Source organism: Bradyrhizobium sp. P3_C3, assembly GCF_056402655.1.
On the sequence record NZ_JBFUGY010000030.1, the window covers coordinates 1 to 16,403 of the forward strand.

General features: G+C 63.8%; 13 protein-coding genes. 3 read left to right on the top strand and 10 right to left on the bottom strand.

Annotated elements, in window-relative coordinates:
• The 4 genes from AC1DW2_RS28665 to AC1DW2_RS28680 all read right to left on the bottom strand — a co-directional run.
• On the bottom strand, positions 1-2,168 hold a 2,168-nt coding region (locus AC1DW2_RS28665), incomplete at its 3' end, for a caspase family protein (protein WP_477007711.1).
• A 175-nt stretch (positions 2,169-2,343) separates the two neighbouring features.
• Positions 2,344-3,114, bottom strand: coding sequence for a carbonic anhydrase (locus AC1DW2_RS28670; RefSeq protein ID WP_063983030.1), 771 nt, complete (start codon positions 3,112-3,114; stop codon positions 2,344-2,346).
• Positions 3,115-3,438: 324 nt separating this feature from the next.
• Positions 3,439-6,942 carry a DNA polymerase III subunit alpha gene (gene dnaE / locus AC1DW2_RS28675; protein ID WP_477007712.1) on the bottom strand — a complete coding sequence of 1,168 codons (3,504 nt, stop codon included), beginning with the start codon at positions 6,940-6,942 and terminating at the stop codon, positions 3,439-3,441.
• A 484-nt stretch (positions 6,943-7,426) separates the two neighbouring features.
• Positions 7,427-8,146, bottom strand: coding sequence for an outer membrane protein (locus tag AC1DW2_RS28680; RefSeq protein WP_071913456.1), 720 nt, complete (start codon positions 8,144-8,146; stop codon positions 7,427-7,429).
• A 254-nt stretch (positions 8,147-8,400) separates the two neighbouring features.
• On the opposite strand from AC1DW2_RS28680, the gene AC1DW2_RS28685 reads away from it, so the two are divergent.
• On the top strand, positions 8,401-8,721 hold the full coding sequence (locus AC1DW2_RS28685) for a DUF3551 domain-containing protein (RefSeq protein ID WP_063986338.1): 321 nt from the start codon (positions 8,401-8,403) through the stop codon (positions 8,719-8,721).
• 1 nt (position 8,722) lies between these two features.
• Positions 8,723-8,977, top strand: a complete 255-nt coding sequence (locus tag AC1DW2_RS28690) for a DUF3551 domain-containing protein (RefSeq protein WP_071913454.1) — start codon at positions 8,723-8,725, stop codon at positions 8,975-8,977.
• Between the two features lie 89 nt (positions 8,978-9,066).
• On the opposite strand, the gene AC1DW2_RS28695 is transcribed toward AC1DW2_RS28690, so the two are convergent.
• From AC1DW2_RS28695 to AC1DW2_RS28710, 4 genes are all read right to left on the bottom strand, one after another.
• Positions 9,067-9,717 carry a hypothetical protein gene (locus tag AC1DW2_RS28695; RefSeq protein ID WP_283016661.1) on the bottom strand — a complete coding sequence of 217 codons (651 nt, stop codon included), beginning with the start codon at positions 9,715-9,717 and terminating at the stop codon, positions 9,067-9,069.
• 29 nt (positions 9,718-9,746) lie between these two features.
• Entirely contained in the window at positions 9,747-10,307 is a 561-nt protein-coding gene (locus AC1DW2_RS28700; protein WP_477007713.1) for a papain-like cysteine protease family protein, read from the bottom strand.
• A gap of 102 nt (positions 10,308-10,409) precedes the next feature.
• Positions 10,410-11,267, bottom strand: coding sequence for a phosphatase PAP2 family protein (locus tag AC1DW2_RS28705; protein ID WP_477007714.1), 858 nt, complete (start codon positions 11,265-11,267; stop codon positions 10,410-10,412).
• 49 nt (positions 11,268-11,316) lie between these two features.
• Entirely contained in the window at positions 11,317-13,194 is a 1,878-nt protein-coding gene (locus tag AC1DW2_RS28710; protein WP_135213824.1) for an adenylate/guanylate cyclase domain-containing protein, read from the bottom strand.
• Between the two features lie 666 nt (positions 13,195-13,860).
• Between AC1DW2_RS28710 and AC1DW2_RS28715 the strand changes: the two genes are divergently transcribed.
• A complete protein-coding gene (locus tag AC1DW2_RS28715) occupies positions 13,861-15,168 on the top strand; it encodes an MFS transporter (protein ID WP_477007715.1) in 1,308 nt (435 codons plus the stop codon).
• Positions 15,169-15,175: 7 nt separating this feature from the next.
• On the opposite strand, the gene AC1DW2_RS28720 is transcribed toward AC1DW2_RS28715, so the two are convergent.
• The gene (locus tag AC1DW2_RS28720) at positions 15,176-15,814 is read right to left on the bottom strand and encodes an HD domain-containing protein (protein ID WP_166341989.1); all 639 of its coding nucleotides are present in this window, start codon (positions 15,812-15,814) and stop codon (positions 15,176-15,178) included.
• 50 nt (positions 15,815-15,864) lie between these two features.
• Positions 15,865-16,326 (bottom strand): carboxymuconolactone decarboxylase family protein, encoded by a 462-nt coding sequence (locus AC1DW2_RS28725; RefSeq protein ID WP_477007716.1) that lies wholly within the window; start codon positions 16,324-16,326, stop codon positions 15,865-15,867.
• Between the last annotated feature and the right edge of the window lie 77 nt (positions 16,327-16,403).

Sequence of the window (16,403 nt, forward strand, 5' to 3'; positions counted from 1 at the left end):
GTGCCGGGCGGCGTGCCCGCAGTAGGTGGCGGCGCGCCAGCCGGCTCACGGGTTGCAGATTTGCCGCCAACGGGCGCGCCGGCAGGCGGGGTCTGAGCAGTGCCGGGCGGCGTGCCMGCAGTAGGTGGCGGCGCGCCAGCCGGCTCACGGGTTGCAGATTTGCCGCCAACGGGCGCGCCGGCAGGCGGGGTCTGAGCAACCGGCGGCTTCGGCGGTTGGCCGGGCGCAGCCGGATTCGCGGTGGGCGCAACGGTGGTCGGAGTGCCGGCCGTTGGCGCACCAGGATGGGGCGGCAGCGTTGTGCCGGGCGCAGCCGCGGTTGGCGCCCCCGGATGCGTCGGCGTGGGCGCGCCGGGCGCATTTGCCGTCGGCGCCAAGGGCCTGCCGCCAGGCGACGTCCCTGCCCCGGCCGGCGGCGACGGAGGCCCGCCTTGGGCGCCGGGAACCGGCAGCGTGTTGGTCTGTGGCAGCTTGGTCGGCGGTGCGGCGGGGGGCGTGCCGGTCGGCGCGACATTGGCCGGCGTCCCCGGAGGTATCCCCGGCCTCGCCGTCGGCTGGACCGTCGCGCTCGGCGGCATCGGCGCCTTGCCCTGCTGGATCAGCGCGGCGCGCTGCGTAGCGGCTTGCGGCAACATTGGCGCTACCGGGTTGGCGCGGTCGGCAATCGCCGGCCTCAGATTGCCAGGCCCGGTCCCTCCCGCTCCCACGGGCGGGGCGGGCGGCCGGTTGATCACGGTGTTGATGACCGTGGTGTTATGGATGTTGTTGAAGACGATGTTGTTCGGCGGCGGCGCGACATAGRTCGGCGGCCTGACGAACACCGGGATCGGCACGAATAGCGGCTGCGGCAGCACGAACAGGCCGACCACGGGCAGCGGCGGCTCGAGCACGATGAAATCCGGTGGCGGCGGCGGCAGATAATAAACCGGCGGCGGCGGTGGCGGCGCGAAGCCGAACACGGGGTCGCCGAACAGCAGCACGGGACGGTCGACATAGACGATCTCCTCCGGCGGCGGCGGCGGCACGTCATAGTCCATCATCGCGAAAGTCGGCGGCGGCTCGAGCGGCGCGGTCAGGATTGCAAGCCTGCGCCGTGCATCGCCGGCATGCGGACCGCGCGAATAACGACGCAGATACGACCAGTAGGCGTCCGGCGTATCGGCGCGATAGGTCCGCCGCCAGGTGATCGCCTCGCGGCGCGCCGCGACGATCGCCATCACGCGCTTCGACATCGGGTCACCGGGATAGGCCGCGAGAAATTCTTCGTAGGCCGGCAACGTGTCGCGCTCGAGCGCGGCCGCATAGGCGTCCTGCACGCCGAGATCGCGGATCGGCTTGTTGCGGATCGCGGCAACCTGGTCGGGCGCGGCCTCCGGCGGCGGCGCATCGGGCCCGCGCTCGAAGAACGAGAAGGGCGCTGATATCTTCGCCTCGTTCCACGGCACCTGCGCGCCCTTGCTAGCCTCGTTGACGCGCAGACGGACGCGGTCGAACACCTCGGCCAGCGGCAGACCGCCGGTACGGATCATCTCCGCCAGCGATTGCGCATAAATGCCGTACGGGCCGGGCTCTTCCGGCGCGACCGTGCCGGGCGCGGCGTTGAAGGCGATCAGCATGTTCGGATCCGGCTCGACCAGCGCCAGTCCGCTCGCGATCTGCTGGCCGCCCTCGATGAAGGGCTGCGCGCGCGCCGCGTCGAGCACGACGATGTTGGCCTTGAGCGGAATGGACGCGAGCTGGCGGGCGTAGTCGCTGATGCGCAGGCCTTCGGTCGGAATGTCGGTGTCGCGGGTGATGTTGGAATCGACCGGGATGAAATAGTTCTCGCCCGCAAGCTGGACGCCATAGCCGGCAAGATAGATCATCGCGACGGTGCCGGGGCCCGAGGCCTGCGCCTTCTGGATGAAATCGCGAAGACTCTTGCGCAGCGTGTCGCCGTCGAGATCGCGCGCGCCGACCACGTCGAAGCCCGCCGCTTGCAGCGTCTGCGCGATCAGGCCGGCATCGTTCGCGGTCGTCGCCAGCGGCGACTTGGCGTAGGCGCCGTTGCCGACCACGAGCGCGATGCGCTTTTCCTGCTGCTGCGCGCGCGCCGGATCGGGCGCGGCCGCAGCGAACGCCAGGATCGGCAAGAGAAAACAGATGAAGGCCTTGTAGGTCCCACGCATGGCTTGCTTGCCCGCTATCGTTGTTGAGCTGCCACCGTACATGAGACGCGCGGCCGGCTGAATGGCTCTTGAACGAAAAGCGCGGATTGAGGCGGCGGCATGGCGCCCCCGCCCCATCAAGTCCCTGCGTCAGGCCCGCGTAAGCCTCGCGACCGCGCTGTGGCGCGAACCTCGCTCAGCCCTGCGCGATCAGATCGACTGTTCCCGTGGTGAGCCGGTAGATGCCACCGACGACCTTCAGCTTGCCCTGCTCCACGGCCGCATTGAGGATCGGCGCGGCCGATTTCAGCTTCGCGACGTTGTCGATCACGTTCTGCCGGATCGCCTTGTTGAGCACGTCCCCGCCCTGCTGCATCGCAGCCTTTGCGGCGGGCGCGATCGCGTCGACCAGCGAGGGAATATGTCCCGGCGGCGACGTGTTGTCCTTGATTGCCTTCAGCGTCGCATCGACCGCGCCGCAGGCATCATGGCCAAGCACCAGGATCAGCGGTGCGTTGAGCACGGCCACCGCATATTCCATGCTGGCAATGGTTTCGGTGCCGGCGAAATTTCCGGCGACGCGGCAGACGAAGAGATCCCCGCGGCCGCTGTCGAAGGCATATTCCGGCGCGATGCGTGAATCGGCGCAGCTCAGAACCGCCGCGAACGGATTCTGTCCACCGGCCAGCGCCTCGCGCTCGTGCTTGAAATCGTGGCGCCGCGCCACACCGTCGACATAGCGCGCATTGCCCTCCATCAGCCGCTTCAGCGATGCGTCGGGCGACAACACGTTCTGCGGCTTGGGTGGCTGCTTGGCCTCCTTTGCCAAGGCGCCGCTCGCGAAAGCTCCGCCGGCGAAGGCCATGCCGAACGCAGCGGCGCCAAACAGCATCGCGGACCGCCGCGACGGCGCGATGTCTCGATGCAGAGATTCATGATGCAGAGATTCAGAGCACTTGTCGCACATGTGACGTTTCCCCAGGTACAGTGGACGAATGGAAGCGTCGCGATGATAGGTGCATCGATGTGAAGAAATCACCAATGATAAATGATGCAACTGATGATTGCTGCAACGCGAACCATGTTGCAAAGCCGAAGCGATCGCTCGCCTCACGCGCAACGACCGCACAGAGCTGCGTCCATCTGCATATATTCGAGATCGGCTACGAAAGCATGATCCGGAAAAGGGCAGCAATTCTCACTCACCACAAACGCGGCACGCGTTTGTGGTGAGATCATACGCTAACGCCGATCCCAAGCGCGATGACGATTCTTCCGGATCTCATCGTGCTTAGAGCTGCTGCACGTCCACGACGCCCGCGACCGCCTTGATCGCGCCGGCGATCTGCGGCGAGACCTTGAAGCGGCCGGGCAGCTTCATCTCGACCTCGGTCTCGAGGTCGAGCATCATCACCAGCGAGACCTCGCCGTCGCCGTTCGAACGCGGCGCGATGCCGGGACTGCCGACTTTTGGCGCGGCGCCGTTCGAGGCCGCCATGTCGGGGCCGGCCAGTCGCTTGGCGATCGATTCCAGCGGCTTGGTGTCGCGCACGAAGATGCGCAGGCCCTTCTGCGTCTTGGCGGCCGCGTCATCGAGCGGCTCGGCATGCAGCACGCGGGCGCGAACGTCCTCGCCCTGCAATTCCGCGCCCAACTGGAGCAGCACGGCGGCGCCCGGCTCGAGCACATCGCGGTATTGCGCGAGGCCTTCGGAGAACAGCACCGCCTCGAAATGGCCCGTGGGATCAGACAGCCCCATGATGCCCATCTTGTTGCCGGTCTTGGTGCGCCGCTCCATGCGCGACACCACGGTGGCCGCGACCTTGCCGGCGGTTGCGCCGGTCTTCACCGCACGCGAGAACTCGGCCCAGCTCTGCACGCGCAGGCGCTTCAGGACCATCGCGTAATCGTCGAGCGGATGGCCCGACAGGAAGAATCCGATCGCGTCATATTCGCGGCGCAACCGCTCGGCCGGCAGCCAGGGCTCGATCTGCGGCAGCATGATGGTCGGTGCGTCCGCCGACATGCCGAACATGTCGTTCTGGCCGATGGTCTCGGCCTGATGCGCACGCTGGCAGGCGGCCAGGATCGAGTCCGCGCCGGCAAAGACCCGCGCCCTGTTCGGCTCCAGCGTGTCGAAGGCGCCGGCGGCGGCGAGGCTCTCGATGATGCGCTTGTTGATCGCGCGCGGATTGACCCGCGCGGCGAAGTCGGCGAGCGAGGTGAACAGCCCGCGCCTGGTCCGCTCCTCGATGATCTGCTCGATCGCCTGGATGCCGACGCCCTTGAGCGCGGCGAGCGCGTAGTAGATCGTCTTCTCGCCGACCTCGAAGGTCGGGCCTGAGCGGTTGACGTTCGGCGGCTCGACCTTGATGCCGAGGCGCTGCGCCTCGGAACGGAATTCGGAGAGCTTGTCGGTGTTGTTGAGATCGAGCGTCATCGACGCCGCGATGAACTCCACCGGGTAATGCGCCTTCATATAGGCGGTGTGGTAGGACACCAGCGCGTAGGCCGCCGCGTGGCTCTTGTTGAAGCCGTAGTCGGCGAACTTTGCGAGCAGCTCGAAGATGGTCTCGGCCTGCCCCTTCGGCACGCCGTTCTTGACCGCACCGGCGACGAAAATGTCGCGCTGCTTGTCCATCTCGGCGCGGATCTTCTTGCCCATGGCGCGGCGCAGCAGGTCGGCGTCGCCGAGCGAATAGCCCGACATCACCTGCGCGATCTGCATCACCTGTTCCTGGTAGATGATGACGCCGAAGGTCTCCTTCAGGATCGGCTCCAGCACCGGATGCAGATATTCCGCCTCCTCGTCACCGTGCTTGCGCGAGCAATAGGTCGGGATGTTCGCCATCGGGCCCGGGCGATAGAGCGCGACCAGCGCGATGATGTCCTCGAAACGGTCGGGGCGCATGTCGACCAGCGCGCGCCGCATGCCCTGGCTTTCAACCTGGAACACGCCGACCACCTCGCCCCGCGCCAGCATCTGGTAGCTTTCGGCATCGTCGATCGGCAGCGTCGCGAGATCGATGTCGATGTTGCGCGGCTTCAGGAGCTTCACCGCGACGTCGAGCACGGTCAGCGTCTTCAGGCCGAGGAAGTCGAACTTCACGAGCCCGGCCGGCTCGACCCATTTCATGTTGAACTGGGTTACCGGCATGTCCGACTTGGGATCGCGGTACATCGGCACGAGTTCGCTCAAGGGGCGATCGCCGATCACGATGCCGGCCGCGTGCGTGGAGGCGTGGCGGGTCAGGCCTTCGAGGCGCTGCGCGATGTCGAAGGCGCGCGCCACCACCGGGTCTTCATCGCGGAACGCCTGAAGCTTCGGCTCGCTCTCGATCGCGGCGGCCAACGTCACCGGCGCGGCCGGATTCTGCGGCACCAGCTTGGTCAGCTTGTCGACCTGGCCATAGGGCATCTGCAGCACCCGGCCGACGTCGCGCAGCACGCCGCGCGCCTGCAGGGTACCGAAGGTGATGATCTGCGCGACCTGGTCGCGACCGTAGCGCTCCTGGACGTACCTGATCACCTCGCCGCGGCGGTCCTGGCAGAAATCGATGTCGAAGTCCGGCATCGAGACGCGTTCCGGATTGAGGAAGCGCTCGAACAGCAGGCCGAACTTGATCGGGTCCAGGTCGGTGATGGTCAACGCCCAGGCGACCAGTGAGCCGGCGCCCGAACCGCGGCCCGGCCCGACCGGAATCCCTTGGCCCTTCGCCCATTTGATGAAGTCCGACACGATCAGGAAGTAGCCCGCGTACTTCATGCGCATGATGACGTCGAGCTCGAACGCCAGGCGCTTGTTGTAGTCCTCTTCCGTGGTGCCCTGCGACAGGCCGTGCACGCGCAGGCGGTTGGCGAGCCCCTCCTCCGCCTGGCGCTTCAGCTCGGCCGCCTCGACCGACGCGGCGTCGGAGCTTGCGGCGGCGCCGACCGTGAAGAACGGCAGGATCGGCTTGCGCGTCATCGGGCGGAACGAGCAGCGCTCGGCGATCTCCACCGTCGAGGCCAGCGCCTCCGGAATGTCGGCGAACAGCACCGCCATCTCGGCGCGGGTCTTGAAGCGGTGATCGGGCGTGAGCTGAAGGCGATCGGTCTCGGCGATCAGCCGCCCGCCGGCGATGCAGAGCAGCGCATCGTGCGCCTCGTAATCGTCGTTCGAAGCGAAATACGGCTCGTTGGTCGCAACCAGCGGCAGGCCTTTTGCGTAGGCGATGTCGATCAGCCCGCTTTCGACGCGGCGCTCCTTATCGATGTTGTGGCGCTGCAATTCGACATAGAGGCGGTCGCCGAACAGGCCGGCGAGACGCTCGCAGCGCGTCGCCGCAATTTCGGCCTGCCCGCTGGCAAGCGCGAGCGAGATCGGCCCGTCAGGGCCGCCCGTGAGTGCGATCAAGCCTTCGGTCTCGCCGTCGAGCCAATCGAACTTGATGAACGGCGCGTGGCTGTCAGGCGATTCGAGGAACGCGCGCGAGTTCAGCCGCATCAGGCTGCGATAGCCGCGCTCCTGGGCCGCCAGCAGCACCACACGCGACGGCAGCAGCGCATTGCGCGCATTGGGATCCTGGTCGCCGAAATCGATCGCGAGCTCGCAGCCGACGATCGGCTGGATGCCGGAGCCCGCCATCTTGTCGGAGAACTCCAGCGCGCCGAACATGTTGTCGGTGTCGGTCAGCGCCAGTGCCGGCTGGTGGTCTTTCTTCGCAAGCTCGGCGAGCTTGGCGATCTTGATCGAGCCCTTGAGCAGCGAATAGGCCGAGTGAACGTGAAGGTGGACAAATCCGGCGCTCGGCATGGTCGCGTGACGGCCTCTTGCAGATGAGATGGAGCGGTCGCCGGCTCCAGGGGGATCATGAGGACATCTTCCGCCCACCCAGCCGACTCGCCTCACAATGGTGGGGCGTCACCGCTTCAGAGTCCACGCCGGAGCGGCCGATCGGCCGCGTCGTCCCGCTTTTCCCCAATGGCATGGCCTGGGGGTACTGAGGGGATCTGGCGAGCCGCGGCCTAGAGCTGCGGAATCACCTGCGCCCAGATTGCGATCATCCCGACGAACAGCGAGATCGAGGCGAGTGCGGCGGCTTCTTCCACGAAAATCCTGAACATGGCTTGCTCCATCACCAGAACGTATGAAGAACATTGTTCTCATTTTGTTCTTGAGAGTCAAGCCGTGTGAGCTCTCTCGAAAAGTGATGGTTAACTCGCTGAATTCACGTAACAAAAAAGCCCCGGCGCAAGGCCGGGGCTTTTCGACGATCGCTCGAAATGAGCGACCAGTCTCAGTAGCGACCGATCATCGGGCCGCCGAACTTGTAGTTCAGGCGGACGAGACCCATGTCGACGTCCTGACGGATGCGCTCCGAGCCGGCGAAGCCAGCGAAGGTCACGTCCTTGTCGGACAGGAAGATGTGGTTGTACTCGACGCCAACCGACCAGTTCGGCGCGAAGCCGTACTCGAGGCCGGCACCGACCGTGCCACCCCAGCGGCTGTCGCTGGACGAGGAGAGCAGCGCGCCCGCCGTGCTGGAGATCTCGTACTTGTTGCTGACCACAGCCGCACCGCCCTTGACGTAGACCAGGACGTTGTTCCAGGCGTAGCCAACCTGACCGGTGATCAGGCCAAACGCATCGATCTTGGTGCGGTTGCGGGAGGCGAACAGCGCGCTGTTGTTGTCGCCCGAGAAATCGGCCCAGTTGCCCTGGCCTTCCACGCCGAACACCCACTGGCCGGACTGCCAGCGATAGCCGATCTGACCACCGACCGTGCCGCCGGTCGCATCGTGCGAGCCTTCGCGACCCACGCCAACGAAATCCCAGGTCGCGTGCGACGAACCGCCGCCGCCGTTGATGCCGATGTAGAAGCCGCTCCAGTCATAGACGGTCGCGATCATCGCAGGCGCCTTGGTGTAAGGCCGCGCAGCGAGGTCAGCAGCCAGCGCCGGCGCAGTCGCGCTCAGCGCGACAAGGCTCACAGCAGCAAGCAACAGATTCTTGTTCATTTGATTCCCGTTCCAGTTTCGTCGTTAGGCCCCCGGGCCGTAGGGCCGTCATATCAGCGCTCGACGGAATTGCTGTAACCCCGACGCAACAGTCGGGGCCAAAGGGCTGTGCTGCGTTAATGAATGTTTAGCAGCGCGCGCGGGAAACCCTTTGAAACAAGGGTTTTCATGAGTTCCAATGTCGACTACACGACGTATGTTGCATCTGTGCCTGGACACCTGATGCACGCACGATTGTGTGATTGGAGATTGAGATGCGCAGACAGATTGCCCTCCCCATTGTCGCCACATTTTCGCTCGCAATCGCCACATTCGCGCTCACGCTGAGTGCAAGCACGCCCGCACGCGCATTCGGCACGCATCACGCGTTCTGCCTGACCGGCCAGGAATGGCCGGGGCTGAGCAATTGCACGTTCGACAGTTACGCACAGTGTCAGGCAAGCTCGTCGGGCCGCGCGCTGACCTGCATCGCGAATCCGTATTTCACGGGCCAGAGCGACGATCCCTACGCCTATCAGAATCGTCCGCGCGCCCAGACACCGGGCTATTCACCCGGCTACTACCCGCCGCGCTGAGATGCGCCGCGCCCGCTTCGCGCTCGTCGCCACCGGCCTGCTCTTCTCGGGCGTGCCGGCGCACGCGCAGACCTACGATCCCAGCTATCCCGTCTGCATGCAGATCTACGGCCCGGTCGGCTATTTCGACTGCCGCTACACTTCGCTCGAACAGTGCAGATTTCTCGCCGTCGGCCGCTCCGCGAGCTGCGCCGTGAACCCGTACTTTCCGCAGAAGAGGTCAAAGGCTCCCCGGCGGCCGAAGCAGGCCGACTAGGCGTGCTCCCATGCCGGGACTTGCCAACTTTGACGCCCTTGCGAGCTTAACGCACTTGCGAGCTTTTCCATCGCGCCGACATTGCCCGCTCACCCTCTCGTCGCGTATTCGGAAGTTACTTTCCGAGCGAGGTCTTGCACGACAGCCAAGAACGCAGCCGACGCCATCGGCCGATACGGCTCCAAGGCCTGGTCCGAGGGCGGTAACGTCAGCAGCAGGTCCGCATCGCCATGACAATCTTGATAATCTTGCAGCCAGAGCGCTGTCACATGGACCGCCGGCACGGTGAGCAGGAAAGCCTCGAAGCGTCCTTCCCGAACTTCAGGAAGCTTCTCGGCACGACGGATCGCCTCCGACGTCGCTGCCACAAACGGCCCTTCGTTCAGGTCACCCAGTTCATACGTCGTCTCATACGTCGTCGCTGCCGACTTCACGATTGTCGCAGCAGCGATCGGCTCCTGTTCCTCTCCTCCACCATCATCAGCGGCGGTGCGCCGCTTCGCTTCAATCACAAGAAATCTCCAATTGCCTAGCTTCGCAGCCGCTCTGAGTTTGTCTGCGCGACGGATCTTGCCAAAAGCCAGATAGGCAATGCGATGCGGCAGGGAAATGAAGACCGCGTCGCGCTTGGCAGTGGAAAGCCTTGATCGCGGGAATTTCGGGTTGCCCACCCGGCTGGCCACCGCTCGCTTCACAGCTACGACCGCAGCCGCCGGAGGATCGCTGGGATGAATTGCCATCTTTTCTCTCCTTTCACGGTGGCGAGGTTCTAGACCGGGGCCTTGGTGAAGTAAGTGTCCGTCCAGACACCTTTGGCGTCCTGATAGTTTGAGCAAAATCGATCAAACTGGATCTCCGGTGTTAGGCCGAAAAGGGGATCCTCGATGACCAGGCTGTCGGTATCCTCCAGATATCCGACGATCGCGACGAAGTGCGCCGGTCCCTCCTCATCTTCGTCTCCCGACCAGACCGTGCGAACACAAATGGGTCGCCCTGCACCGATCTCCTGCTGCACCTCCATTCGTGTCGCTCGTTGGTCGAGGGCCAACACGGCGAGGCAGCGGACTCGGTTGAGCGGTGATCCGAGAGAATGCGTCACATCGAATTCCAGGCCCGGCGTGCCGCAAGGGAAATCACAGCAATCATGCCGGTTCAATTCAAGGTCGGCGATGCGGCACTGCGTGAAAGTACTGGTCTCGTCGTAATAGCGCGAGATGCTGGAAGCGACGGCTGCCCAGCACCAATTGATGTGACACTGATGTTGCATCGTGAAATCTGGCGCCAACTGAATCCGCGTCCTTTCGATGACGGAAATTTCTTCCACACCCATTGCAATACCTCGTGGTTGAGATCGATTGGTACAACTTCAATTCCTTGTGGCCGTGCGGAGCGCATCCTTGCAAAATCCAAGGATGCGATCTCGGCTGCGGCTTTAGGCACTGATCAAATGCTCTTGTTTTGCCGCCTCGGACACCGCATGGAAGGTGCCGCATAGCTGGAGGTACGGAAACACGGCTTCAGCGATGGCCTTCCCGGCAGCCGTGTCACTCGGATAGTGGACGCCAGCGATCTCGCGATTCTTCCCGATCCGCGCGGCCAGCGCCCTCAGTGCACTCTTGGCACCGGGGATAATCTCTCCCAGCGCCAGTGCCATCAGGTGACTCTCCAGCGAATGTCCGCTCGGATAGGAGGCGTGCCAGGGCGACGCGACCATTGGGAAAAGCGCCGGACAGACCTGTTGCGGCCGACCGCGATTGAACCTGAGCTTGTAGTAGACGGCGACCATCAGCCCAACATGATCGGCCATCTCCAGAATCTTGATCGTATTTGGATGCGCCGACGGCGAAAGCATGAGGACCTGCGCAAAATAGCCGACAAGCCTCACGTCCTGATCGACGATCTCATCTGCCAACCTCTTGCGACGATCCATCGACGCCCCAAGCAGTTCATCGATCTCGCCGAAAATCACATCGTGATCCGTTGGCGGGCCGGCGACAGTGATGGTTTGCCAATCGGTCCTGGCAAATTCGAGCAATGCGATCTGGGCAAAAAAGTCAGGGCGCCAGGCAGACAGCGGGAATGTCGCCCCGTAATTCAAGCTACCGGGCAGGACTCCGACGAAACTCTCGAAGATCGGGAAAGGACGCGGGGGAATTCCACCACCAACGTAACCGCCGCTGACTGCGCCGTTTCCGCCACCGCCGCCACCGCCGCCACCGCCACCGCCACCGCCGCCACCGCCGCCGCCGCCGCCGCCACCGCCACCGCCTCCTCCTGCAACACCAGGCATTGTGCTCTCCATCGAGGGGCTAATAATTTGAACCGGGCTCCTGGCCCCATCAATCCGGCAACCCAGCTGCTCCTAATCGCTCGACATACAAAGACCCCTGGGGCTCCTTGAACGGACAACGGCGCGCATAGTCCGATACCCTGAAGCCGGGCAGGATGTTCTTATGGTGCTGCGAAACCTGCCGCGCTTCCTCCAGGCGACCAACCGCGACGAGGCTTGCGGCGAGGACGCGCGCGGCGTTTCCAAAACGCGGGCTGAGGGTCAAAGACTTCTTCGACCAGCGAATGGCATCGTCAAACGTTCCGTTCAGATAATGATTTTGGCCGAGCAGGCAGAAATTGAAAAAGGCCTGTTGGCCAAGTGGTGAAAGCCGGATGGCGCGCTCCGCACGGGCGATTCCGGTTGAAGCATCGCCGATGAACCCGGGGGTCCCGCTCCCGAACACCCATGCCCACGAATTGCTGGGGGATATGGCAAGAGCCCGCTCACACAGGTCCAATCCGCTGTCGTAGTCACGAAAGAACATGCTCTTGCCGTGCCCCTGTATCGCGAGCGCGAGAGCATTTTGCGGGTCTCTTTCGATGGCACAATTGGACAGCCGGATCACGTCGGCCGAATCCGCATCGAAATCCGACGACCACCCCTCCGCGATCTTGAAATTGTGCCACTTCGCAGCGAACGCGTACGGCGCCGCGTATTCGGGGTCTTCCTCGCTGGCTTTCTCGAGCAGCCCTTTGGCGCGCGAGAAGCTCGCGAAATCGAATTTGTAGAGCAGCTCAAGCGCCCGCAGGAGGTAGTCATACGCATTGAGGCTCTTCGGCGGCTTTCGCAGCGCCCGCTTGATCTCTGCGCGACGCACATAGGCGGCGATCTTCTCAACGACACCAATGGCGATCTCGTCCTGGACTTCGAAAACGTCCGCGAGGTCCGTGTCGTATTTCTCGGCCCACACCACGGAGCCAGTCGCAACATCGACCAGCTCGACCGAAAACCGGAATCGCTTGCCCGATCGGCGAACGTGACCGCTGACGTAATAGCGAACGCCAAGCTTCTCGCCGATTTCGACGGGATCGATCTCGCGCTGACGAAACGGCATCGTCGACCCGCGAGACACCACCAGAAGCTCCTGAATATTACTCAGGCTGACAATGATGTCTTCGACGAAGCCTTCGGCAAAATAGCTGTCGTCGACCTCCGAAGAGCTGTTCGCAAACGGAAGAACGGCGATCGAGGGCAGTTTGGTTCGTCTCGAGGATTTGGTGGAAGCGCCGATCACCGTGCGGCGGTCCACTCCCGGCGAGAGCAGGAGAAAGGCATGAACCGGCCGCGACAGGTTCTTGAGATGAAGTTCACCCAGGTCGTCAAACTTGAATTCGCTCAGATCGGCGACTACTCGCAAAAGGGCCGACGACACCACAACGCCGCCCGCGGGAGCGACAGATTGCAAGCGTGCCGCGATATTGACGCCATGGCCGTAGACATCGTTCAGATCAAAGATGACAGGCTCCCAATGAACGCCGATGCGAAAGGCTATGCGGCGCTCGGGAGGTTGCAGGGTTTCAAGCCCGGTGACTTCACGCTGCAACTCGGAGGCACAGCGAAGGGCATCGAGCGGGCTCTCGAACACCGCGACGAAGCCATCGCCGGTGTTCTTCACAATCTCGCCTCGTCGACCGATCAAGGCAGGATCGATGACGCTCACGCGAAGAGCCCGATAGCGACTATGCGTCTCGACCTCAGCAGCTTCCATAAGTCTGGTATAGCTGACGACGTCCGCCACGAGGACGGCGCGGAAAGGTCGTTCGAATTCGAGGATCGTACCTACTTGGGAATTAAAGTCCTGTTCGGCAGCACCAACCAACCTCGCACCACTGTCGTTGGCGGTGTTCGGCGACGACGGGGGGACGCTCGTAGGCTCCGACTTCATTGATCCCTCAGCGGCGAATAAAGCCTCTTGCCGAGCAGAGTCTCGTCGTTGAACCAATCTGCAACACGCTAAACGCAATTCGGTTGAGGCGCTACCAAAATCACCCGAATGGCTCGGAGCGGCAGCGCCACAACAAGTCGCGGCGGAGAGTAAAAGGGGTTCTTCGGATTACCTCCTCTTGGCGATGAGCGGCTCGCACTGGAATAAGGCACCCAATCAATGCACTCTACCTTTCGAATTCCTTTTGAATTCCTTATGAATTCCTTTTGAATTTCGACAGCATTCGCGAATTCCTCACTTGCGCCGRGCCCCGAAGTGGAAGCCCTCGCGCCGGGCGCGATGGCAAAAGGTCGCGCCGACCGCTTCAACCGCCAATACACTTTGCTGCAGCTATGCAACTGGTTTGCCCTCAGGCGCGTCGACCCCGTCTGCAGAGTGGATAGCGAAGGTCGCGGGAAGGCCGAAGCGCACCGATGAGGCCACAGGCTCATGCGCGACGCGTCCGGATAGCGCCACACTTAAATCGGGACGCTGATATGCGGCATGCCTTGCATCGCGCCTCCGATGTTGACGCGGGCTGGCGCGGGTTTAAGTACGACGACAAATCTTGCAGGGGTGGCGACGTTCGCTGGGCTGGTTCCCGTTGACGCCACCAATGCAGGACACATGACGACCTCGCCTCACGCGACCTCGCCCCGCGCCTCAGCGCCCCCTCATCTCGCCATCGTCCTGTTCTCGCTCGCGATGGGTGGCTTTGCGATCGGAACCACCGAATTCGCATCGATGAGCTTGCTGCCGTTCTTCGCCGCCGACCTCGGGATCGACGAGCCGACCGCGGGGCACGCGATCAGTGCCTACGCGCTTGGCGTGGTGCTGGGCGCGCCGCTGATCGCCGTGCTTGGCGCCCGGTTCGCCCGGCGGACGCAGTTGCTGGCCCTGATGTTGGTGTTCGCGCTCGGCAACGCGCTCACCGCGCTCGCGCCGGGCTTCGGCTGGATGATCGCGGCTCGATTTCTGTCGGGATTGCCGCATGGTGCCTATTTCGGTATCGCCGCGCTGGTTGCGGCCTCGCTCGTTCCGCAACAACGCCGTTCGCAGGCGATCGGCCAGGTGATGCTCGGCCTGACCACTGCCACGATCATCGGCGTGCCCCTGGCCAATCTGATCGGCCAGGCGGTCGGCTGGCGCGCGAGTTTTGGCTTCGTGTCGGTGCTGGCGTTGATCACGGTCGTGCTGTGCGCGCTGTTCGCGCCGCGCGATGCGGCCGGCCGGTCCGACCCGCTGCGCGAGCTCGGTGCGCTCCGAAACGGCCGCATCTGGATCACGCTGGCGATCGGCGCCATCGGCTTTGGCGGCATGTTCGCCGTCTATACCTATCTGGCGACGACGCTGATCGAGGTCACCAAGGTCAGCACCGCGGTCATCCCGTTCTTCCTCGCCGTGTTCGGCATCGGCGCCACGCTCGGCAATCTATTCGTGCCGCGCTTTGCCGACCGTGCCTTGATGCCGACGGCAGGCGTCATCCTGCTGTTCGCCGCGGTCGCGCTGCTGCTGTTTCCGCTTGCCGCCGGCAATCCCTGGCTGCTCGCGGTGGACGTCTTCGCGATCGGCGCCAGCGTCTCGCTCGGCGCCATCCTGCAGACGCGGCTGATGGACGTCGCGGGAGACGCGCAGGCGCTCGCTGCTGCGCTCAACCATTCGGCGTTCAACACCGCCAATGCGCTCGGCCCGTTCCTGGGTGGCATCGCCATTCGCGAGGGGCTCGGCTGGACCTCCACCGGTCCCGTCGGAGCCGCGCTCGCGCTTCTTGGCTTCCTGATCTGGATCGTCGCCGCGCGCGAGGCCCGAGCCGCGCCGGACGAGGACGCCTCGAGCGACGCTGCCTTGCTGAAGGACGCTCCCGCGCGGCCGGCGCCACCGCTGGCGCCGGATGACCGAAGCCGTTCGGATGCCGTCAGGGATCCGGTGGCTTAGCGGCAGCTCAGCTTTGCCAGGGCGTGTTGCGGATGCGCGTACACACGTTCGGCTTGTGGAAGCTGGGATCGTGATCCTGGATATAGTCGAAATTGACGGTCCCGAATGTCGTCTGCGGCTTCTTCAGCGCTGAGCAGGTCTGCACCTTCAGAAACTCGTTCTTGAAATCGCCGCGCGGGAACGCAGCGATCACCTGATCGCGCTGCTCCGGCGTGTACTCGTCATATCCAACGGCCCCGACGTCCACCACAACTCCTGCCCTCGTGAGGGCGATTTCCGGTCTCATATATTCCGGAATACCGGGTGTGGTGTGCAGCGCAATCGCCTCCCAGACTAGATCGGCCTGCGGCTCGGCGATGCCGCGTGCCCGGAGAAAGTCCCGCGCGGCGTCGGCACCGTCGACCTCAAATCGCTTTGTTTCGGTGTGGTAGTGATCGACCAGGCCGAGGTCGTGAAACAGCGCCGCGACATAAAGCAACTCGGAATCGAATTTCAGCTTCTGACGCAGCCCCTTCATCGCGCCGAACACGTAGACGCGGACCGAATGGTTGAACAGCATCTCGTCTTCGTAGCTGCGCACCAGCTCGGCGGCCTCGCGCGCCAGCTTGCTGTCGGGAATTTTCACGCCGGAAATCACGCTCGTCATTTTCCAACTCCTGCCTTGCATTGACGTCGGCCGATGCCGTTCGTGGCCCGTCAGGCTGTCTTCTCGACGGCGGCCTGCGGCGTCTTACGGAAGCTGATCGCCATACGATTATACGTGTTCATCAGGCCGATCGCGATGGTGAGATCGACGAGCTCGCGCTCCTCGAAGACCGCGCGCGCGGCTTCATAGGCCTGATCCGGCACGCCGGTATCCGCGACGCGGGTCACCGTTTCGGCCCATGCGAGGGCGGCGCGCTCGCGCGCGTCGAACAGATTGCCGGCTTCCTCCCACGCCTGCAGCAGAGCGAGCTTTTCGATCTTCACCCCGCTCTTGAGCAGATCGCGCATATGCATGTCGAGGCAGTAGGCGCAGTTGTTGATCTGGGATACGCGCAGATAGACGAGGTTGATCAGCGCCGCCGGAAGATTGCTCTGCATGATGTAGCCGTAGACACCGCCCAAGGCTTTCACACCCGCCGGCGCGATACGGTCGTAGTCGAGACGCCCTGTCATTGTCCTGCTCCTTGATGATCGATGCCCGGCCCGTGTCTCTGCCATAAATGCCCCTGCCCTGGTCCACAAAAAAGCAC